This is a genomic window from Rhizobium sp. Leaf341 (assembly GCF_001424325.1).
GTDB lineage: Bacteria > Pseudomonadota > Alphaproteobacteria > Rhizobiales > Rhizobiaceae > Ferranicluibacter.
The window spans coordinates 94,720-116,976 of the sequence record NZ_LMPE01000012.1; the positions used below are offsets into that span (position 1 = coordinate 94,720).

Annotated in this window: 16 protein-coding genes; 13 read left to right on the plus strand and 3 right to left on the minus strand. The window is 61.4% G+C overall.

Going from position 1 to position 22,257, the window contains the following annotated elements:
• Positions 1-5 precede the first annotated feature (5 nt).
• Together ASG03_RS13445 and ASG03_RS13450 are read right to left on the minus strand one after the other, a co-directional pair.
• The gene (locus tag ASG03_RS13445; RefSeq protein ID WP_062693954.1) at positions 6-881 is read right to left on the minus strand and encodes a glycosyltransferase family 2 protein; all 876 of its coding nucleotides are present in this window, start codon (positions 879-881) and stop codon (positions 6-8) included.
• A complete protein-coding gene (locus ASG03_RS13450; protein WP_062693955.1) occupies positions 878-2,944 on the minus strand; it encodes an HAD-IIB family hydrolase in 2,067 nt (688 codons plus the stop codon). Before ASG03_RS13450 ends, ASG03_RS13445 begins: the two co-directional genes overlap by 4 nt.
• 30 nt (positions 2,945-2,974) lie before the next feature.
• On the opposite strand from ASG03_RS13450, the gene ASG03_RS13455 reads away from it, so the two are divergent.
• The 8 genes from ASG03_RS13455 to ASG03_RS13490 all read left to right on the plus strand — a co-directional run bounded on the left by ASG03_RS13455 (position 2,975) and on the right by ASG03_RS13490 (position 13,268).
• Positions 2,975-4,045: a glycosyltransferase family 4 protein gene (locus ASG03_RS13455; protein ID WP_062693956.1), complete on the plus strand. Its 1,071-nt coding sequence runs from the start codon at positions 2,975-2,977 to the stop codon at positions 4,043-4,045.
• Entirely contained in the window at positions 4,045-5,247 is a 1,203-nt protein-coding gene (locus tag ASG03_RS13460; RefSeq protein ID WP_062694046.1) for a glycosyltransferase family 4 protein, read from the plus strand. The genes ASG03_RS13455 and ASG03_RS13460 overlap by 1 nt, the downstream gene beginning before the upstream one ends.
• Positions 5,244-5,822, plus strand: coding sequence for a hypothetical protein (locus ASG03_RS13465; RefSeq protein WP_156381829.1), 579 nt, complete (start codon positions 5,244-5,246; stop codon positions 5,820-5,822). The genes ASG03_RS13460 and ASG03_RS13465 overlap by 4 nt, the downstream gene beginning before the upstream one ends.
• Before the next feature lie 231 nt (positions 5,823-6,053).
• Entirely contained in the window at positions 6,054-6,842 is a 789-nt protein-coding gene (locus ASG03_RS13470; protein ID WP_062693958.1) for a hypothetical protein, read from the plus strand.
• Positions 6,843-7,144: 302 nt separating this feature from the next.
• A complete protein-coding gene (locus ASG03_RS13475) occupies positions 7,145-9,349 on the plus strand; it encodes a bifunctional diguanylate cyclase/phosphodiesterase (protein WP_082475753.1) in 2,205 nt (734 codons plus the stop codon).
• 134 nt (positions 9,350-9,483) lie between these two features.
• Entirely contained in the window at positions 9,484-11,076 is a 1,593-nt protein-coding gene (locus ASG03_RS13480) for a hypothetical protein (protein WP_156381830.1), read from the plus strand.
• Between the two features lie 435 nt (positions 11,077-11,511).
• Positions 11,512-12,015, plus strand: a complete 504-nt coding sequence (locus ASG03_RS13485) for a YciE/YciF ferroxidase family protein (RefSeq protein WP_062601278.1) — start codon at positions 11,512-11,514, stop codon at positions 12,013-12,015.
• Positions 12,016-12,320: 305 nt separating this feature from the next.
• Positions 12,321-13,268 (plus strand): glycosyl hydrolase 53 family protein, encoded by a 948-nt coding sequence (locus ASG03_RS13490; protein WP_062693959.1) that lies wholly within the window; start codon positions 12,321-12,323, stop codon positions 13,266-13,268.
• A 123-nt stretch (positions 13,269-13,391) separates the two neighbouring features.
• Here the strand turns inward: ASG03_RS13490 and ASG03_RS13495 are convergent, their stop codons facing one another.
• Positions 13,392-14,114: an SDR family oxidoreductase gene (locus ASG03_RS13495; RefSeq protein ID WP_062693960.1), complete on the minus strand. Its 723-nt coding sequence runs from the start codon at positions 14,112-14,114 to the stop codon at positions 13,392-13,394.
• A 64-nt stretch (positions 14,115-14,178) separates the two neighbouring features.
• Between ASG03_RS13495 and ASG03_RS13500 the strand changes: the two genes are divergently transcribed.
• From ASG03_RS13500 to ASG03_RS13520, 5 genes are all read left to right on the plus strand, one after another.
• Complete coding sequence (locus tag ASG03_RS13500) at positions 14,179-15,165, plus strand: LysR family transcriptional regulator (protein WP_338012400.1); 987 nt, start codon at positions 14,179-14,181, stop codon at positions 15,163-15,165.
• A 637-nt stretch (positions 15,166-15,802) separates the two neighbouring features.
• Complete coding sequence (locus ASG03_RS13505; RefSeq protein WP_082475754.1) at positions 15,803-17,395, plus strand: methyl-accepting chemotaxis protein; 1,593 nt, start codon at positions 15,803-15,805, stop codon at positions 17,393-17,395.
• Positions 17,396-18,172: 777 nt separating this feature from the next.
• Positions 18,173-18,682: a molybdopterin-dependent oxidoreductase gene (locus ASG03_RS13510; RefSeq protein WP_244475254.1), complete on the plus strand. Its 510-nt coding sequence runs from the start codon at positions 18,173-18,175 to the stop codon at positions 18,680-18,682.
• On the plus strand, positions 18,679-20,895 hold the full coding sequence (locus ASG03_RS13515) for an ATP-binding protein (protein WP_062693961.1): 2,217 nt from the start codon (positions 18,679-18,681) through the stop codon (positions 20,893-20,895). The genes ASG03_RS13510 and ASG03_RS13515 overlap by 4 nt, the downstream gene beginning before the upstream one ends.
• Positions 20,896-20,908: 13 nt before the next feature.
• The gene (locus ASG03_RS13520) at positions 20,909-22,015 is read left to right on the plus strand and encodes an HD domain-containing phosphohydrolase (protein WP_062472584.1); all 1,107 of its coding nucleotides are present in this window, start codon (positions 20,909-20,911) and stop codon (positions 22,013-22,015) included.
• Positions 22,016-22,257: the final 242 nt, after the last annotated feature.

Here is a 22,257-nt window from a genome sequence, read left to right on the forward strand (position 1 = left end):
TCCCATCAGGAAAAGAGTACGTGGTCGGGCTGGCGTGCAGCGTCTGTTTCGCGGTCAAGGGGGCGGCGCAGCAGGCGGATTTCGGGGGCCGTGCTCGTCCAGTCGATCAGCCCGCGTTCTGCGAACTGCGTCAGCCAATAGTCCATGCACCAGACCCCGTGCTTCGCGTGGTACAGGCTGGCATTGCGCAGGATGTGGTCGAAGTGCTGAAGCGGCGGAATATGGACGGCATGATGCTGGTGGTAAGCGCGTGCGCCACCGACGCGGTAGGTTCGGAGGCCCGCTTTCGAGGCTCTGCGCGCAAGGTCCGTTTCTTCGCCGCCATAGCCATAGAAGTCCTCGTCCATGCCGCCCAGCGAAGCCCAGGTCGCCTTGCGCAAGGCAAAGGACAGGCCCCAGAGTTGTCCCGAATCCGGCTCTTCGGCAACGCCGATGGGAGGAAATACGGGCTTGGAGGGGTGGGCGAGGCCGTGGCTCTCCAACACGGCGACGTCGCCGTCAAACCTTGGCAGGCCGCCCGGGAGATAGTGGACTTCACCGAGCATGACGCCATCGTGCAGGGTCAGCGCTCGGGTATAGGCCTCAACGGTGGTCGGCGAGGGAATGCAGTCGACATCAAGGAAGATGAGATGCAAACCGGACGCGGCCTCTGCCGCGCGGTTCCGGGCTGCAGCAAGCGGGAGGTCGTCACCGTCAACGAAGACATGATAGACCGGAAAGGAGAGGACCGGCAGCGCTTCGGCCTTTTCGGCCTGCATCCACGCGATCACGAGTTCGCCGGGTGGTACGCTCTGTTGCGAAAGCCCCATCATCAGCGCCCGCAGATGATCATCCCGTCCGCGGACGATCGTCAGGACGCTTGTGGAGACCGCTGCCGTCATAATGCCAGACCTGCGGCCTTGGCCTTGTTGCGGAAGTGGAGAACCCCTTCGATGATGCCTGCGGCGTGGGTGCTGGACGCGATGTAGGCATGCTTCAATGCCGGCAGCTTGCCGAGATTGTCGGAATAGTTGGCAACGATGATCGACTGCGGAATGGCCTGCAACATCTCGATGTCGTTGCCGCTGTCGCCCGCAACGAAAACCGAGCTTTCCGGCAAGCCGTAGCGACGGCGCACATGATCGACGGCTGTCCCCTTGGAAGCCTTGATCGGCAGGATATCCAGATAGCGCCTATGGCTGTGGATGACGGACGCCAGCACGCCCGCTTCCTGAAGGGCTGTCCGCACACGCTCGACGGTCGCGTGGTTGCCGTCGCTGAAATAGCTGAGCTTGAAGTCCCGCTGTTCCAGCGGGGCCTGCAGCGTTATGCCGGATACGCTACGCAAGACCCGCTCGACGGCCGAGCGCTGCCATTTTGCGGCAATCGTCTTCAGCCAGCCCTCGTCCTGCTCGTAGGATACGCCGTTCTCCGAGAGCGTATAGATCTCCGAGCCGACCGACGTAATCATCACTTCCGGACGCGGCACGTCCTGTTGTTCCAGGATTGCCATGGCACTGTGAAAGGAGCGTCCGGTCGCAACGCCGAAGGCCAGATTCTCCTGCACGCGGCGCCAGTTGCCGAAAGCATGCAGATGCGGAACGGAGCCGACAAGCGTGTTGTCGATGTCGCTGATCAGAAGCTGGATGGCGCGTTGCGTGGCCATTTCCGGTGGGCGGACGAGGTCATGGACGAGCCCGTGATACCGCGTGACGTGCCGCTCCCAGTCATAGGTCTTCACCGCCCTGTCGCCGCACGCGGCAAAGCGATCCCACATCTCGTCATTGCGAAAGATCTGCAGCAAGGCATCAGCAATGCCATTCGCATCGCGCGGGTCAACCAAAAGTCCGTTGCCGCAGGTCTCGATGATGTCGTTCGGTCCACCGCTGTCGGTCGCCACGAGCGGCAGCCCGACGGCGGCCGCTTCCAGAAGCGTCAGACCGAACGGCTCGTTGAAGGCCGGGTTGACGAATATGCCGCGCCGGTCCCGGGCATAGGCATAATATCCGGGTATATCCTCGCCACGATGGCTCTTGGGGTAGGCCACCTTGCCGTAGAGGTCGTAGCGGTCGATGAGACGCAGGAGCTCGCGAAGATTGGCGGCCATGTCCGCCTCCAGCGTGTCGATGTCGTCCCGCGAACCCGCGACGATCACCAGATTGGCCGCGGCCTGCAAGGCGTCCGACTGGCCATAGGCCTCGATCAGGCCGGCAAGGTTCTTCTTGGCAACCGGCCGTGCAATGGCAAGGATGACGGGCTTGTCCGGCTCAACCAGAAACCGCGCCATTTCTCGCTCGACGATGGGCGAGGCCGCCGCACCACGAAATGCTTTGAGGTCGCTACCGGGCGGCAGCACGCGAATCTTGCCGGGGTCGTAATGACGGTAGGCCTTGTATTGCAGTTCCGCTTCGTCGCGGGAGGATGCGATGACGAGGGAGGCTCGGGCGAGCGCCAGTTCTTCCGCTGCGATCCGCTCGGCAAAGCCGCGGTCGGCCTCGCAGGTGGGCAGGGCTTTCTGCTTGACCTTGCCCAGCGAGTGGCCGGTGAAGACGAAGGGGATGCCGAGCGCATCCTCGACACGGGCCGCCACCACTGCGGCATCGGCATAATGGGCGTGAAGAATGTCCGGTCGAAGGCCGCCCGCCACGATGTGCTCGATCAGCGCGGTCGAAAAGCTGTCCAGTTCGGTATGCAGATCTTCTTTGGCGAGGTAGCCGGGATGCGTCGTGCGCAAGCGGACGATACGGGTGGTCTCGTCCACGATTTCGACAGGCTCGAGGTAAGCTTCACCGAACCCTTCGAAGGCGCGCGTGGCGATGACAATGCGCTCGGCCTGCTGCTCCTGTTTGCAAGCATCGACCAGATCCAGGAGGTAGCGGATATGCCCGCCCGTATCCGTCGTCAGCCCATATTCGACATTGTTTCCGCGCAGGCACCCTTGAAGTGCGACGTGAAGAACGAACATACATGATCTCCCGTGCAGTCAGGACCAGAAATGCCGAACCGCGACCGTGAACTGAATGAGCCAATAAAAGTTGCACAGGTTGCACCAAGTATTTTCCCCGTTCCGCCTCTCAACCACGGCGGGACCGAACGTGTCATTCACGACCTGGCGGTCGGGCTGCAGGCGCTGGGCTGCGAGGTGACGCTGTTTGCCCCCTCTGACAGCACATGCCCGGTGCCTCAGGTCGGGGCCCTCCCGAGCCTGCAATTCCTTGAAAACAAACATGGTCTCGTGCCGCCGTCGATCCCGTCCGTGTTGGAAACAGTGCGGATGGAGGAGGTCCGCCGCGCGCTGTCCTCGTTCGACATCGTGCACTTCCACGGCGAGTTTTTCCATGCCGTGACGCTGGGCGAAAAACGTAAGCAGTCGCTGACGACAATTCACTGGCGCGTCGATGAACTCGACCGGGAGTTGTTCTTTTCGGCTTTTCCTGATCTTCCTGTCGCGGCCATTTCTCAGTCGCAGGAAGAGGCGCTGCCTGTGGCGAACCGCGCAGGTGTCGTGCTGCATGGCGTCGACCCGGCACGCTTCGAGCCGAACGACACGCCGGAACCCTATCTCGCCTTCATCGGCCGCATGACCGACCAGAAACGGCCGGATGTCGCCATCCGCGTGGCAAAGGCGGCGGGTCGGCCGATCCGGCTAGCCGGGACCGTCGATGTTGGCAACCCGCTTTACTTCGACACCCATGTTCGCCCGTTTCTCTCGCCGACTGCGGAATACATCGGTCCTGTGGACGATGCGGCCAAGAATGTCCTGCTGCGCAACGCCAGCGCGCTGCTCTTTCCGATCGACTGGCCGGAGCCGTTCGGGCTTGTGATGATCGAGGCCATGGCCTGCGGCACGCCGGTCATCGCCTGGAACCGGGGCTCCGTTCCCGAAGTCGTCGAACACGGTGTGACCGGCTTTATCGTCGACAGCGAAGAGGATGCGCTGGCGGCCATCGGGCAGATCGGCCAACTCGACCGACGCGTGATCCGCGCGCGCTTTGAGCAGCGTTTTACGGCACGGCGCATGGCGCAGGATTATCTCGATATCTATCGGAGGCTGCTCCAGCGATGATGCGCACCGCTCTCATTGCATGGGATTATCCGCCATCGCCGAGCGGGCTTTCGACGGCCGCCCGCGAGATCGCGGAAAGTCTGGCGGAACAAGGCTGCGACGTCACGGTGTTTTCCGGAGACAGGACCGGCACGAGCATGAGCGACGGCGTGCGCATTGTCGGCTGCGCCATAGAGGAGCGCTCGGCACTCGGGCGCTTGCGGACCTATGCCGGCATCGGCCATCTTGCGGCACCCCGGCGGTTTCGCGATGCAGTGCTCTCCGCGCATGCCGCAGTGCCGTTCGATGTGGTGGAGGCGACCAACTGGTATGCGCCGGCCGCGCTTCTGGCCGGGCGGCGGGACCTGCCGCTTGTCACGCGCAATTCCACGCCTGCGTCCTGGTCGAGGGACAGCCGGCTTTCTCCCCGCAACCGGGTGGATGCCTGGGCGGCGGATAGGCTGGAGCGCCGGCAGGCGCACGGCAGCGCGGCGCTGATCTCCAACACGGCCGAGCATGGCCGCCGCATCGCCGACCTCTACCGCCTCGACGCGCGCCGCCCGCACGCAACGATCGGCCTCTCGCTCTCGCAAGCTGTGCTGAGGCGGGCGGGCGCGGCGACCTATCCGCCCGCGCAGGACCCGCTCCGCATTCTCTTCGTCGGCCGGGCCGAGGCAAGGAAAGGCTTTCGCGAACTCATGGATGCGATTGTCCAGGTCGCCCAGGAAGCCGATGCGGGGTCGGTCGCAAATTTTCGCGTCGACCTGCTGGGTGTACCCGATAGAGACCTGCCGGAGACGCTGTCTCCCAGCGCCCGCCGGCGCATTTTTGCCCTCGGCCGACAGCCGGACGCGATGCTGTTTGATCTCTACGAGGCTGCCCATATCGTCGCGGCGCCCTCGCGTTACGAGAGTTTCGGCCTGGTCTATCAGGAGGCGATCGCCTTCGGCCGCCCGATCCTCGCCTCGGGGGAAGACCCGAGCGCGCGCGAATTTGTCGGCCAGACCGGAGCAGGCTTGCTCGCATCGGCAACGACGGGCAGGGCGATCGCAGAGTGCTTGCGGGACATGCTGACGTCCGACACGCTGCGCGCAGAGCTCCGCCTGAAGGCGTTGAAGGCGGCCGGAACCTTCTCCCGTGCGACGCTCGGCCGCCAGACGATCGAGGTCTACGAGCAAGCCGTTGCCGGCCATCGCGACACCGGATGGGCGAGGGCGCGATGAAGCGGACGGCCATTGTCGGCAACGCGCCAGAATTCGACGGTCGGGACTTTGATATCGACGGGTACGATCATGTCGTGAGGTTCAACAACACCGCCGGGCTCGGCTCCACGAGCGGCACCAAGACGTCCGAACTCGTGCTGGTCAGCCGTGGCGGACAACCGGCGGAATGGCTTGCCGATCCCACGTTCCCGCAGCGACGGGCCGTGCAGGATGCCGCGCGAATCACGCTGGTCTTTCCACCCTCGGAAAAGCCGGAAGACGAGTGCCATGCTGAAGACCTATGCCAGCGCCTTGGTCCGCTGGGTAAGGAGATCGGGTGGATCGATGCGGCAACAGAAGACAGGGCGCGTGCAGCGCTGCTGACCCACGGCGCAATCCCGACCTCCGCTCTCAGCTCCGGCTTTCTCTACACATTCCGGACGTTGGAGGCCGAGGAGCCCGGATCCTCGTCGTTCGACATCGTCGGCTTCGGTTTCGACGGATGGGATGGGCATGCCTGGAGCGCCGAGCGCGCCTGGTTTGAAGCCGCGCACAATTCCGGCCGGCTTGTCCTGCACCCTTTGGCAAGACGCTGACCGACGACGGGCAGGGAAGAGAGAATGCCAGACGCCATCACCGCTCGCTGTCCGCTTTGCCAGGCCCGTGGCATTGCGCCGACGTCTCGAACCCTGCGGAGCGGAGATGTCGTTCGGACATTTCCCTATGCCTGCTCACACTGCGGGCTGCTGCTGGATGCGCCCGCCACCATGCCGGATCCCCGGCAATGCGATGCGTTCTTTCGTGATATTTGCGCCCGAAAGCCTCCGATGGCTCACGCCGATGATCCCTTTGGTTGCGACATCTATACGATGCGGACGATCGCAACCCGTTTCGGTCTTGCGGCGACGCCGGTGAATGCGATGCAGGACGAACAATTGCGCAATCCGCATGGCACGCTCGCGGCCGATGCCGACCTCGTATCCTTGCTAACGCTCGCACCGACAGCTGTTGCCGTCGGCATCCTGTGCAGCGAGCGGGAGGCGGGTTCCGTGCTGGAGACGGCCGCGCGCCACTCTTCCTGGGCGGCTGAGGTCGTCGTCCTCGCCGATCGCGTCGGACCGCCTGCCGAGGTAAGGCAGGACGACGACAACGGCTTGGTGAGGGTGTTTTCACGCCGGCTGAGTGGCGATTTCGCACGGCAGCGAAATGCGCTGCAAGCTCTCTGTCGCAGTTCCTGGATCTTCCAACTGGATGCCGATGAGGACGTTTCGCCGGAACTTGGAGATAGCCTCACGCGTCTCGCCACGCTGGCCAACCGGCAAGGTGTCGTCTCGATCGGTCTGCCGCGCAAGAATCTGGTGGATGGACACCTCTCCGACCTCTACCCGGACGTCCAGTATCGCCTCAACCGATGCGACGTTTCCTATGAGGGGATCGTGCACGAGCGCCCTGAGCGCGCTTGGCAGAGCAGCTTCATTGCCCTTTCCGGCGCCATCGAGCACAACCTTACGGCCCGGCATGTTGCCAGGAGATCGAACGTCTACGAGACGCTCCAGCCCGGTGGCGGACGCCTGTTCGAGAGGGATGCGCTTCAGCGCCCCTTCTCGCTTTTATAAGTCTCGGCGCATATTGGCGGCGCCGTTACGTGTCTGGGACGGGCGACAGGCGCGTTTGGAACCTCGGGGGGCGAATTATCCGGGCGCGGGAACAAGCCGCTCCGGGACGGCCGAGCGTCGCTGCGAAAAACATGACGGGCGATCATCGGATCGCTAGATCTAGGGATGCCGTCACGAGCCGTTAACCGTTTCCGTTAGCATCGGATGTACCGAACAGGATCAGTATGATCGCGCCGATACGCGGGGCATGATGCCTGAACGCACATCCGCAGATGCAGGCTTCACGGCACCCCGGAAACACAATGGACTCGCGAAACACCACCCCCCGCACCGGCTCGACGGTAACCGTCGCGTGCGCAACCGCCTTCTTCCTTCTCGTCGGCGTAACTCTTACCGGGCTGATGATGAACGTCGTGACCACCATGGTCGCCTCGGCCGACCGCATCGATAACGCCCGTGCGGAACGGGCGGCGCATTCGGTCGTCACGGCGCTGGAGGGGCGGCTCGCGGCCGTCACGGGCGACAATTCTGTCTGGGACGATGCATACGCGGCCTCGGTCGGTGACGATCCTGTGGGATGGGCCTTCACCAATTGGGCGAAGACGAGCGCCGACTATCCGCTTTACGACGGTGTGGTCGTCGCCGATCCGACGGGAAGGATCTACTCGTCTTACATGAAGGGCCTGGTATTCGATCCGGTCACCGTGTTCGGACCTTCTTTCCAGAAACAGATTCAGGCGGCCCTTCTCGGTGGAAGAGAACCGACGGTTCAATTTTTTGCCGCAGGCGGAAAGCTGTTTCTGATCGCGTCCAATGCCATCCAGCCCTACGCAGAACCCGTGGGCCTGCCGAAACCGCGGCATGTTCTGACATTCCTGAAGGAACTGACCCCTGCGGTGCTCGACGCTCAGGCCACCCCATACGACCTGAACGGCCTGCGCGTTGCCACTGCAGCAGAGCACACCGAACTCGCCATTGACCTGTTATCGATCGATGGGAATCCTCTGGGGCGCCTGGCCTGGGAGGAGAAGCATCCCGGCAGCGAGCTCTACCACGTCGTCCGGCCGAAACTGATCGTCGCTCTGGCCATTCTCCTCGTGTTCCTGATCGGCATCCTTGTCTCCGGAGCAACGGAGACGCGCCGATTGAAGGCATTAGCGCAGACGGCTCGGCATGAGGCTGCCCACGATGGACTGACAGGTCTGTTGAACCGCAGCGGCCTGCTCCAAGAGATGGGGCGGGTCCAGAACCTGCGTGTCGATGACGGGAGTCTCACGCTTCATCTCATCGATCTGGATGGATTCAAGGCCGTAAACGACTCGTGGGGACACGCCGTCGGGGACGAGCTCATCAAGCAGGTCGCTCACGCCTTCTCCAACCTTTCTCCAGCGGTCGATGCCGTGGCTCGGCTGGGCGGAGACGAGTTTGCATTGGTTCAAAGGGGTCATCTCTCGACCGTGATCGATAAGGCTGTTCTCGCCATTTTCCGTACGCCCTTCGTGATCGGCGGTCGGACGATCGAGGTGGGAGCGAGCCTTGGTACTGCGTCGGCGACCGCGATCATCGAGCCGCTCGAGATCCTGAGACGGGCGGATATGGCGCTCTACCGTGCCAAGGAAGATGGCCGGGGCCGGGTCGTGCATTATGATCCGTCACTCGACGTCGAACGGGAACAACTCTCGCTGCTGGAGGCAGACCTTCGCCTCGCGATAACAAACGGCGACATCACACCGGTCTTCCAGCCCCTGGTCTCCGCGAGGGACGGCAGGGTCCGCGGCGTCGAGGCACTTGCGCGCTGGCAAGCCCCGACGGGGAATGTCAGCCCGGAGACCTTCATTCCGCTTGCTGAAAGGTCGGGCCTCATCGATGCCCTTGGAGCGCTGATGCTCTCCGCATCGATCATCCACGCAAAGCGTTGGAAGGACCTTTATCTCTCGGTCAACGTTTCGCCGCTCCAGTTGTGCAATCCGGACTTCCCGAAGACTGTCCTTTCGATTGTGGAAAGGGAGAGCTTTGATCCGCACCGTCTGACGCTCGAGATCACGGAAGGTGTTTTGATCGCGAACCCTGATCAGGCACGGCGGGCGATCGAGTCGTTGAAACGCGTTGGCGTCAGGTTTGCCCTTGATGACTTCGGCTGCGGATACGCAAGCATCGGTGCGCTGCGAACGTTCGGTTTCGACCGCGTCAAGATCGATCGGTCGCTGGTGACGGCGCTCGGGGAGAAGTCCAACGGCAAGGATGTCCTTGAAGCGACCGTCCTTCTGGCAACGGCGCTCAACATCCCTGTCACGGCAGAAGGCATCGAAAGTACGGATCAGGCAAACATCCTGCGGGCCGCAGGTTGCGACCAACTCCAAGGATACCTGCATGGAAAACCCATGCGGGGCGAGGACATTGACGCGCTGCTGGACCGGCATCTCCCGACACGGCCCGAGACCCGTTCAGGACATGACGCGGTCGCTGTTGGAAAACGGCGTCCGGCTCATCGAAACGGTACTTCCTGACGATCCTGGGGAAGCACCTGTTCTCCCTTACGCAAGGTAAGCTGGCGTCGACGGACGTCCGGAGGGTGGTTTTCCGATGCCGATAAAAGTCCGGTGGTTCCGCAAGCTTGACAGGACAGCTGCAGAAATCACACATGCAGGACTTCGTGCGGTTGAGGGAGATTATCGAGATGCGTCACGGGCTTATGGCGGCGGCGAGCAGCATTGTTTTGGCTTTGGCCACAGGGGCACTTGCCGCGGATATCAGCGAGGATGGCGCTCATGTCATTCGCGACAATCTCAATCGAATGCTGCCCGAGGATGTCGCCAAGAGCGCACCTTTCACGGTCACGCCCGAAGGGTCTCGCTACAAGATCGTCTATGACTTCGCCCAACTGATGTCGCGGATCAAGACAGAGAGTTTTGATATCAAAGGTCTCACGCCATTCACGATGTTCGCCAAGCCGCTGGACAGCGGACTCTGGGATTTCGAAAGTAACCACAAACTCAATGTCACCGCCTACTTTCTCGGGCCGGACAAAACGCGCACGGACTTCACCTATTCCATCGCCGACATGGTGTTCAACGCTGTCTTCGACCCGGCAATCAGCTATTTCCGCTCGAGTGATCTCAGCGCAAAAGGGCTGAGATTGACATCGTCCTCCGATACCGAGGTGATCGATGCCAGCTTCGGCAACGTCATCTACAAGCTGAACTCCGCGGAAAGTGCCACTGCCGGTCGCCTGGATTTCGCGGCCAACGGGACGTTGAGCACCTTTGTGGAGAAAGTCAGCAGCAAGGACATGCCGCCGATCCAGATCTCGGCAGACAGCTTGGATTTCACCGCGAAGCTCACGGGCGTTGCCGCCAGGGAACTGAAGGAGATGGTCGTGTTCGTGCGCGATCGCTCCGAAGAGAAGCAGCTCACGATGGAGAGTGAGAGAAAGCTCAAGGAGATCCTCGGCAAGGCCTTTCCGCTCCTGAGCTCTCTCGAGGAAACCGTCGGGCTTAACAACGTCGCCGTCACCAGCGCGGTGGGCAGCGGGGGCGCCAAGTCCCTCGGCTATCACTTCAAGGTGGATGGACCGAGCAACGCGACGCGCATCGGCATGGCGATGAATGCTGCCGACGTGACGCTCGACAGCGCGATGGTTCCCGCCGCTTACACCGCCTTTCTGCCGCAGGCGCTTGACATACAGTTCGGCATTGGCGGCATGAATTTCGCCGCTCTTGGCGACGCGTTCATGAAGATGGACTTCACCACGTCGACCGGCGACAGCGAGATGGCAGGACAGAAGGCTGTCGAGGAACTCTTCCCGGGCGGTATCCTAAACGTGGATTTCCCGAAGATCAGCGCCAAGTCCAGCGTCTACGACATAGACGTGTCCGGTGACATGGAAGGCTCTTTTGATCAGCAAAAGGGCTACAAGGTGAACGCCTCGATCCTGGCACGCGACTACGACAAGACAATCGCGGCCGTGCAGGAGCTGGCAAAAGCCGATCCTGAGCTGAACCAGGCGTCCTTCGGCTTGATGATGATCAAGGGCTTTGCCAAAACCGACCCTGACGGCGCACAGCGCTGGGACGTGGCCGTTGCCAGCGACGGCTCGGTGAGCGTCAACGGCCAACAGATCAAGGGGCCTGACGCACCGACGACGGACGCACCCACGACGGACCAGATCGCGCCTTCGGACGAGGGAGGCCCATCGGGAGAGACAGCACCTTCCGGCGGCTCTGAGCCGAATTGACAGGCAGACCACCCGGCGTTCTTTTGCCGAACCCTGGCTGCCATGTGGAATGGAAGCGCGGGTTCGTCTCGGCTTCCGCCATGGGAATGCCGCTGCCTCCTGCAGGCTGGAAGGGTCGACAGCGGTTGCCCACGAGCGCGTACTTGCATGGGGATCTGGCGTCCAGCGGGCTCCAGCTCTCCTGACAGACAGGCAGTCCTTCAAACGGGTCTCCAGTAGGACGCCAGCCTCCAGAGGTCGGTGCGCTTGATCTCAGCGATCCGCCGACCGACGCATGGTCAGCCAGATCCCGTTTTCCTCCTGATTGTTGTCACCACGAGCCGGCAAGCTAACGGGTCGTCCAGCAGTTCGTCAGAATGGCGTCTTGAGATGGGGAACATAACCCGCAGGCCATTGTTAGATGCCATCTCGAATCGCAACTGTAAGGAGCGTTACATGGCCGAGAAGACCCTTGAGACACTGTTTCTGGACACTCTGAAAGACATTTACTACGCGGAACGGCAAATTTTGAAGACCTTGCCGAAGATGGCGCGGGCTGCCACTTCGGAGGAAGGCAAGCAGGCGTTCCTGAAGCACAAGGACCAGACCGAAGGTCAGATCGAACGCCTCCAGCAGGTCTTCGAACTCATCGGCAAGCCGGCACGTGGCAAGACCTGCGAAGCGATCCAGGGCATCATCGCCGAAGGCGAAGAGATCATGGACGAGTACAAGGGGTCCGTTGCCCTCGATGCCGGATTGATTTCCTCAGCGCAGGCCGTCGAGCACTACGAGATCGCCCGCTACGGCACGCTCAAGAGCTGGGCAGGCCAGCTGGGCATGGACGAAGCCGCCGCACTCATCGATGCCAATCTCCAGGAAGAGCTGGAAACCGACCAGCTGCTGACGCAGCTCGGCGAGGCTTCGGCCAATCCCAAGGGCGCCAAGCTCAAAGCTGTCTGAGCCACCCTGCAGGAAGCCGCTTTCGGGCGGCTTTCTGCATGTCTGTCACGCCCGGCTGAGGTGCGGACCTGCAAGACGTTTTCACCATTGCTGATTTTCAAGGCGTGTTCGCGACGCGCTGCCGGAAACACATCGGGGTGAAGCGATGGATGCGGGCGGCCAGCCGATGTACCTTGGGAGTGCATGGCCGTCCTCAGGCTGCCGACAGCAGGAAATGGCGTCAGTAGCATCTTTCGAAGGGAATTCCGGATCGGCCCTTTGTCGAGATCAACAAACCTTCGACACACGAGATCTCGAACGTCGCCATGCCACTGCAGCAGCCCCTTCCTTTTCCGGCGACGTCGATCTTCCAGAGCTTCGCCATAGCCGGGTTCGAGTGCGGTCTGGTTCACGGTGGCCGTCACGACCTCCTTGTCACGACACGGCACACCCCCCCGTTTCGCCTGCTTGAGCATTACCGGATCGTTCGCGATCATCGGATGACGACCATCCGCGACGGGCTCGTGCCCGGTCACCACGCCGTCGAACGACTTGCCGCTGCAAAGCGGGCATCGGTTCAAGCCATATGGGATCTGTCGCATTTCCACCGCAACCAGGACCCGGTCCGCTGCGCTAAAATCGCGGCCGATGCATCCAGGGCCGTCAATGGTTCGGACAGGCTGTGGCTCTGTCCCGTCAACGAACCGTCCCTCTATCCGAGGATTTCCGGAATGCCACGACAGGAGGCCGTTGCAATGGCGATCACGATGGCGCGCGTCGCGCGGGATCATCATCCGGATGTCGGCATCCTGACGAACGATCCGATTACCGGTGTGGGCGACCGTCAGTTCGAGGCGACCGATGCAATCGTCTCTGCCGTCCATGTCGACGTCATCGGGATCAACTATTATCCGCACACGGCGAGAACGTCCCTCGTCAAGGTGCTGATGGCGACGTGGCGCCGCTATCGCAAGCCGATCATGGTTTCGGAAACCAGTTGGCACGACGGTCATCCGGTGCATCACCGTCGGTATCCCGGGCTGAACAAGGGAACATGGTTGCGGCATGTCATCGAGCAGGTGCGTGTCGCCAGATTTCACGGGGCCAATATCGTTGGCGTATGCTGGTATCCGATCGTCGATTGTCCACCCTGGCACGCGCCTCAGTCGCGTAGCCGCTGGAGCCACGGTTTGATCCGGAAAGATCTAACTGTGGATCCATGGCTATCGGCGGAACTTCGGCAGATGACTCTGCATGAGGACGCTCTCAATTGAGTGCGTCCCGCGTCGCAACGCCTCGGATCGGCCGGCGGAAGCGCAGTCGCATTCGGCTGACAAATGAATGTGGCGACACCAAAGCCAAACTCCTACTGGACATCAAGCATGACATCTGCACGCTTACCAAGGAGCATGGCTTCTTTCGAAAAAGAACCCACCGGTTGGCCCTGAAGCATCCTGCCCTGCAAGCCAGACGATGGTATCCGCGGCCTGTTCGACGGTGCGATATCCGGAATGATTGTTGAAGTCGGTCTTCGTGTAACCGGGATCTGCCGCGTTGACCCTGATACCATCTCCTTCAAGGTCCTTGGCCAGGGACAGGGTGATTGCATTCAGCGCCGTCTTCGAGCTGTTGTACCCCAGTATGTTGACGGCATGGTAAGGATGCGCGGGATCGGAAAGCCATGTGAGCGAGCCCAGGCCGCTACTCACCATGATCACGTTGGCCTGACCGGAAGCCCGAAGCAGGGGCAGGAACGCCTGTGTCACCCGGATCGGGCCAAAAACATTGGTCTGGTAGACCGTTTCTATCTCGCGCACGCTCTGCTCGCTCGGTGCGGCGTAGCCGCCGGGAATGCCCGCATTGTTGATCAAGACGTCGAGCTTGCCATCGGCAGCCTGGACTGTGCGGACGGCGTTCCGAATACTGTCGTCATCCGTCACGTCGATCGCAATCGGCCGCGCATCAATGCCCTCAGACAAGAGTGTTTCCACCGCGCGCGTGCCTCGCCCGGCGTCTCGGCTGCCGAGCCAGATGCGATATCCGAGCCGACCCAGCTGGCGGGCGGTCTCGTAACCGATGCTCTTGTTCGCACCGGTGATCAGAACAGTCTTGCCTGTCATATGATGTTTCCCATTCCGCATATCCGGCTCTCGTCTCGTTCTCCAACGGACCGGCTATTTCCTGTTGCGGACGATCCTATCACGCGGCGAATGTTTGATAAGCGATCCAGATCCACATAGTGTGATCGCCATGGCGAGCAATGAAGATCTGCCCTTGGACGACCTGTCCGTCTTTCTGTCGGTCTGCGAAACCGGCGGGTTCAGGAGAACCGCGAAGCAGCTTGGCCTGTCGCCGTCGACCGTCAGTGAGAGGATTGCCTCACTGGAGACGCGACTGGCCGTGCCGCTTCTCATCCGGACCACGCGCAGCGTCAATCTGACGGAGGCCGGGCAGACGCTGGCTTCCCGGCTGTCGCCATTGATGCGAGAAGCACGGGCCGCGCTGCAGGATGTTGCGAGTTCGAAGGGTCAGGTCAGAGGCCAGCTGAAGCTGAATGTCACGGGCGCCGTCATGGTTGACATCCTGCCGCCGTTGATCGATCGCTTCCTCAACCGCTTTCCGGAGGTCAAGCTCGAGCTTGTGGTGGAGGACAGGCTTGTTGACGTCATTGCGGCTGGTTGCGACGCCGGGATCCGCTACGGCGAACATCTGGCCAAGGATATGATCGCTGTCCCGATCGGGCCGCGATATCAGCGATTGGCCCTCGCGGCGTCCCCAGGATACCTCGACGCGCGAGGGGCGCCTGTGCATCCGAATGATTTGCTCAACCATGACTGCATCCGGTTTCGCTTCTCAAGCGGCGCGCTGACGGCATGGGAGTTCGAACGCGGTGAGCAGTCCGTCACGGTCGATCCTCCTGCACGTCTGACAATCGGCGTGAATGCCGCACCCGCTGCCATTGAGCTCGCATCCGCGGGTCACGGGATTATCTGCACCTTCGAGAACTGGCTTCGCCCAGCGCTTGAAGCCGGGGCTCTCAAACCGGTTTTGCCCGAATGGTGGACCCGGTTCGAGGGGCCGCGGCTCTACTTCTCCAGCAGGCTGATGTCTGCTCCTCTCAGGGCCTTCGTCGATCTGTTGGGTGAAGAGAGGCGTAGCGACAGGGTCTGACGCCGTCGCGTTGATGTCGAACCTGCGATGCATGAACCAGACAGGCTTGCAGACCTTGGGTCGAGCTCGTCCATGAATGGGCCTTTGATAAGGTCCGCATACGTGATCCCAACTCACGTCTCTCCGTTCTCCTCAGTGGACACACGGATACGGTCGATCTTTGCCCGTTGGCGTTGCGCGACCGCAGACGCGCGCCTGTCCAGTATTGGTACCAGCGGACGGACAGAAAATGTCGGCCGCCTTGGCAATCTCATCGCTTTTGCCGCTCACCTTCTTGAAGGGGCGAACCGGCACGATGGCTGCGAGGATCCTCGAACAGCACCAACATCCACGCTCATACCAAGTGTAGGGGTGCGCGATTATCGTTGGATTAAGATTCGTCGGGCACTTAATTGTTCGAGGAAGCTGGCCCAGGCAATGTGCTCTCCTCAGCTTTCATCGAAAGGCTAAGTTCGCAATCGCTGACGCTCGGCATCAGAATTAACGCGATATTAGTAAGTTAACCCTAAAACTTATGCATCCTTCAGTTGCGGTTGTAACGGGTCTCCAATGATTGGGGGTGGGTCGGAACGCATCACCGTCCCATATCCGCGATGCGATCCGTGTCGCGTCGGTGGCCATTTGAGAGAGACCCGCTATGAGCGCCAACGGAAATGCCGCAGTCCAACTGAAAGAACGCCTCGACTTCGTCGAGCTTAAAGAGGTTCACAAGCGCTCGCTCGCGGCCCTCGCGCCGACCATTGCCCTCTCTCTCGACGGTGCGCTGGACGATTTCTATGCCAAGGCGACAGCCCATCCGGAAACCGCCAAGTTCTTTTCCAGCGATGCTCACGTCGCCCATGCCAAAGGGCGGCAGGTCCGGCACTGGGAAACGATAGCGTCAGCGAAATTCGACGAAGCCTATGTCGATGGCGTGACCATGGTCGGGCGCGTTCATGCACGACTGGGCCTCGAACCCCGTTGGTATATCGGGGGCTACGCCCTGATGCTGGAGGGGATCATACGGGCGGTCGTGTCGGAGGAGTTGAAGGGATACTTCGTAAGAGGCAAGGCGAAGAAACTGGCAGACGACATCAGCGTGGTTGTGAAAGCCGCCTTGGTCGACATGGACTACGCCATCTCCGTTTATCTCGAGGTTCTCGCCGAGCAACGGACAGCTGCCGAGAATGCGAGGACCGCAATCAAGAACGACCAAGACACGGCGATGTCCGTCTTGGGTGAATCTCTTGCCAAATTGTCGGAAGGCGATCTTACCGTCGCGCTTGAACGGACGCTGGCGCCCGAGTTCGAGGGTCTGAAATCCGACTTCAACGCCTCGGTTTCAAGCCTCAACGGCGCGATGCGGCAGATCGGTCAGTCCGTCAATCTCGTTTCGGCGCAATCGCACGAGATAGCCGATGCGACGAACGAGATGGCCAAGCGCACCGAGCAGCAGGCGGCCGCGCTTGAGGAAACTGCGGCGGCTCTCGAGCAGATCAGCACGATATCGAAACAGGCGCAGACCCGAACTGCGGAAATCCAGGACATCATCGCCAAGTCAGCAATCGGTGCGGCAAAGTCCGGCGAGGTTGTTGAACAGGCGGTAAACGCGATGAGCGAAATCGAGATCTCGTCGCAGCAAATGACCCAGATCATCGGCACGATCGACGAGATTGCGTTTCAAACCAATCTCCTGGCGCTGAACGCAGGCGTCGAGGCCGCGAGAGCCGGTGACCAGGGCAAAGGGTTCGCGGTCGTGGCCCAGGAAGTCCGCGAACTCGCGCAACGGTCTGCCGGTGCCGCGAAGGAAATCAAGCTGCTCATCGGAAAGTCTTCCGAAGACGTCAACCGGGGCGTCGTCCTGGTCAATTCCACCGGGCGCGCTCTGAAGGAAATCGGAGATCAGGTGCGCATGATCAATGACTTCATGACCCAGATCGCCAGCTCTTCGAAAGAACAGGCTTCCGGGATTGCCGAAATCAACGCTGCCGTCACGAGTCTCGACCAGATCACCCAGCAGAACGCAGCGATGTCCGAAGAATCGTCCGCCGCCACGCAGAAGCTCTCGGCAGAGGCGGTAAGCCTTTCCGAACTCGTCAGCAGCTTCAGGGTTCAAAAGGATCGGTTCCTCCGACCGGCCTCCTCCAACAGGACGCCGGTAGCGTCTCCCGCACGGGCGTTGCAGGACACGATCAAACGTCGTGTCGCGGGCGTCGGAGCGCGGACGAAAGAAAGCTGGGAAGACGTCTGACGGGAACTTCGCCACGCGCTGGAGTCCTGGAGAGGGGCTATGGGCATGACCATGCCCAGGCGTATCGAGAAGCTCATCCAACAGAACCGGAGGCGGGGTCAGGCCAGACGGCGCTGACCTGCGTGCCTAGCCCTCATGGCCCATGTCGCTTTCCTCTCCGCGGCACGGATCGTCACGCTCGAGCGATCCAACAGTGGACACGTGCACGGGAACGGGCGTCGCAGCGCCCCTTCGGGAACGTGCATTCGGCTTGAAAATGCGCATCCAGCCGCATTCCGTCGACGATCGAGACCTCGGCGAGCCTGTCGGACGGATGCCGCATGTCTCGGCGTCGTGGTCCAGCCCCGAGCTTCACCACACCAGGCGAGACCACACAGCGGGCGGAAGGGTTTTTCCGTCGCCGGTCATTGCCGACGGCTTGACCTCATGGCCATGTTTGAAACGGAAGACAGGCGGCGCTTACCGAGCGTCGACCTCCTTGCGGCAGCACGTAAACCGTCAGAAGACGGACATTGCGATCGTTTCGTCAATTGCTTCGTAACCATTAGCTCACATATGTTCCCGCCTTTGGCGTCCCCCGGACAGTCTATTAAGGCCTCGTTAAAGTCTCTCCCCATAATTTGCGGTGTCCGTATCGAACGACCAATTCGGCATGATGCCGATCCAGGCTACGCGGCCTCGCGTTTGCGACCGAACGCCACCGGACACTGGCTTGCGGCATTGTCCGCCCCACCGTCCTGCCGCTCGTAACGGCATGTGTTATCTATGGAGAATGCGTTGAAGACGTCCAGTTTCGTGGCGGCACTTTCGGTCGCCGCTACTCTTTTGTCGTGTCCTGCGTTTGCGCTCGACAATCCGACGGGCGAAGTCGTGCTTACGGTTCGCGCGGCCAAGCTTGACCACGCCAACGTCGATGGAACGGCCCAGTTCGACTTGCCCATGCTCGAAGCTCTCGTCGGGCGGAAAGCCGTGATGGAGACACCCTGGACCAAGGGCAAGGTCGAATTTTCCGGACCCCTGCTGAGATCGGTTCTCGATGCGGCAGGCGCGCACGGCCAGAAGATCAAGCTCACGGCGCTGAACGACTATGCAGCCGACGTGCCTGCCGAAGACGCAAGCGAACTCGACACGATGCTCGCGACACGGATGGACGGCAAGCGCATGTCGGTCCGTGAAAAGGGGCCTCTTTTCCTGGTCTACCCCTTCGACAAGGATGCGTCGCTCCTCAATGAAAAGTACTTCTCGCGCTCGGTCTGGCAGATCAAGGACATCGAGGTTTCGGAGTGATCCCGTCGTCCCAGCAGAGCGGTGATGTGATCCGGCGCGCCGGCAAGGCCACGATGGTCTTGCAGGCGTTCGCCGTCGCTCTCCTGCTGGGGCTCGTCATGCTGTTCACCGACTTGTCGCAGAAGTACTCCGCACTCCACGACGGCATAAGGGAGAACGCCCTCTGGTCCGTCTACCAGCTCGACCGCGAGGCGCGGAGACTACACGAGACCGTCCATGTCATGCTTGCGGAGGGGGCGTTCACGGAGCCCCGGATCAAGGCCCTGTCCACCCGCTTCGACATCCTCTATTCGCGAATGGACATCCTCGACAAGACGTCGTTCAACGACGGCTTCCGAAACGATGGCGACGTGTCGGCCGGCGTGTCCGCAATCCGTCGGGCCGTTTCGAACCAGACCCCGCTGTTCGATAGAATATCCGGTGGTGCGCACGTTGATGCTGCGGACCTCAAAGGGGCAGACCAGGAGTTCGAAGCCCTTATCAAGCACACGGAAGAACTCCTCACTTATTCGAACAACACGGTCAGCGTCGAGCGAGCAGAGGCAAGAGACGCCGTTCTTGGCCTTCAGTGGAAGTCGGCAGGTGTCGTTGCGCTGCTCGTCTGCTGCGTCGGCGTCCTGATCTTCACGCTCAGAAGACAGTTGAATTCGGTCCGTCTAGCTGGACTTACACTTGAGGATATCTCCAACAAGCTGAAAGAGTCCTACATGGCGGCCGAGGCGGGGAACCGCGCGAAGTCGCAGTTCATGGCGACCATGGGCCACGAGATCAGAACACCTCTTAACGCCATCCTCGGCACCGCCGAACTGCTGGAACTGTCGAACCTGCCGCCGACGGTTGCACCGGGGGTCCAGACGATCCGGCGATCAGGGCAGGCCCTGCTCGAGATCATCAACGAGATCCTCGACTTCTCGAAGATCGAGCATGGTCGCCTCAACATCGAGATCCGGGCGATAGACGTCGCATCGATCGTCGGCGGAGCCGTCGACATGCTCCGGGACCGCGCGACGGAACATGGAACCCGTATCCATCTCGATCTGCCCGAATGCCTGGAAACGCCTGTCGTCATGTCGGATCCGACCCGCCTACGACAGGTTCTCCTGAACCTGCTGAGCAACGCCATCAAGTTCACCGAGGAAGGATCGGTCACCCTCAGGCTGGCCGAAACGAGGAATGCAGAAGCCCAGGACAGCATGCGCTTCGAGATCATCGACACCGGCATCGGCATCGACAAGGAGAACATCGACCGCCTCTTTCAGCCTTTCTCGCAGGGCGATGCGACGATTAGCCGGCGCTACGGAGGTACAGGGCTCGGCCTGACCATCAGCCGCCAGATCGTCGAGGCGCTGGGTGGTCAGATCGGGGTCGAAAGCCGAAAAGGCGAGGGGAGCACGTTCTGGTTCGAAATACCGCGCAACCCGGCCGACCCGCTCGCATTGCCAGCAACGGATGAGACGCAGGAGCGCACGGGGCCCGTCCCCTCGCTGGACATTCTTCTGGTGGAGGACAACCTCGTCAACCAGCAGGTCGCGGCAGGCTTTCTGAAACACCTGGGTCAGAAGGTCGCGATCGCGTCCGACGGCCTTGAGGCCGTCGAGATGGCGGCACGGCACCGTTACGACCTCATCCTGATGGACATGCAGATGCCAAGGATGGACGGGATCGAAGCGACACGGCGCATCAGGTCCGCCGAGGAGGATGGGCGCGCCGTTCCGATCGTGGCGATGACGGCGAACGCTTCCGACGACGATTGCCGTCTTTGCCATGAGGCCGGAATGAGCGCGTTCCAGTCGAAGCCTGTGACCATGAGACAGCTACGTACGGTCATTCTGTCGATCACGGGAAAAGAGACGGCCCTGCCGCAACTTCCTGCCGATGCCGACGTGCCGATCACCGTGTCCGGTCCCGACCACGCATTTGAGAAGCGCCGGGCGGAGATCATCGAGGTGCTCGGGCCGGACGCTTTCGACGAACTGCTGGGAAGCTTCTTCGATGATGCGTCACAGTTGTTGTCCGAACTGCACGCCGCGCTTTCCGGAAATGGAGGAAACGTCGATCGTATCCTCCATACGCTGAAAGGCGCCGCCAGCAGCGTTGGCCTGCAGGCCGTTGCCGACAGGTCGCAGCAACTGCGGGACAGTGCCGTCGGCGACGCCGACCTTGCCGAACTTCATGGAACCATAGCCGATAGCCGACGGCACCTAGCCGCATGAGGGATTACGACGGATGCGCATACTTCTCGTCGACGACAACAGGACGAACCTTGCCTTCCTCACGAAGCTCGTTGAACGCATTCCCGACTGTGTTGCCGTCCCCTTCGGACTGCCCGAGGACGTTCTCGCATGCGCGTCCGATCTGGACTACGACATTGCAGTCATCGACTACCAGATGCCCGGCTTCACGGGGGCCGAGCTCTTGGTCGAGCTGATGCGGTTCGAAAAACACCGGGACAGTTTGGTCGTGATCGTTACGTCCGACACCGATGCCGCGACCAGAATGACGGCGCTGAACGCGGGCGCGATCGACTTCCTGACGAAACCCGTCAATCCGCTGGAGTTCCAGGCAAGGATCAAGAACCTGATGGCGCTCGTCGACGCGCGCAACAAGCTTGCCGACAAGGCGGAGTGGCTGAGGATAGAAGTCGACAAGGCGGTCAGGGAGATACGCGAGCGCGAGGAGGAGATCATCGATCGCCTGACCATCGCGGCCAGCTACAAGGATTTGGAAACCGCGCGGCACACCCGTCGGGTCGGACTGTATTCCGAAGCCATCGCCGTCTGCATGGGTCTTTCGCCGCGTGATTGCTCCGATATCCGGCTTGCATCTCCGATGCACGATATTGGAAAGGTCGCCATCCCGGATGCCGTGCTCCTCAAGAAGGGCAAGTTCACCGAGGACGAGTTCATCACCATGCAGCGCCACACCGTCGTCGGCTGGAACATCCTGCGGGAGTCGAAATCCAGTCTGCTCCGGCTCGCGGCCGAGATCGCCGGCAGCCATCATGAGCGCTGGGACGGCACGGGCTATCCCCACGGAATCGCGGGCAACAGGATCCCGATCTCCGGACGAATAGTCGCGATTGCCGACAACTTCGACGCCCTCACGACCGAAAGGCCATACAAGGCCGCATGGACCGTGGAGCGCACTGTCGAGCACATCCGGTCGAAGGCTGGAACCCAGTTCGATGCGACCTGCGTCGAGGCCTTCGAAAGAGCGCTTCCGCGCATACTGGCGATCATGGAAAGCGACCTTGCCGATAGCGGCGGGCCAGCCGGCGAGAGGGATTTCCTCCCGCAAAGTTCGTTTCCCATGATGCGTCTTCAGTCAGCGTGAGCGCATGGGCCCAACCTCGCGATATCGTGGTCGAATGGGGTTCTCTCTACCCACTGCGGGCGAAGCGACATCGTCGCGCACACCGCCTCAACACCATGTCATTCGTCGGTTCAATAGTGACCCAGCACCAAGGCGCACATCCTTCCCGGCGGACTGCGCTCGACTGTGCAGAGAAGCGATGATCTCTCATCGACCGCCGCCGACGTGCGCTCGGGGTCAAGCCCGCTGCGAGCTGCTGCGGC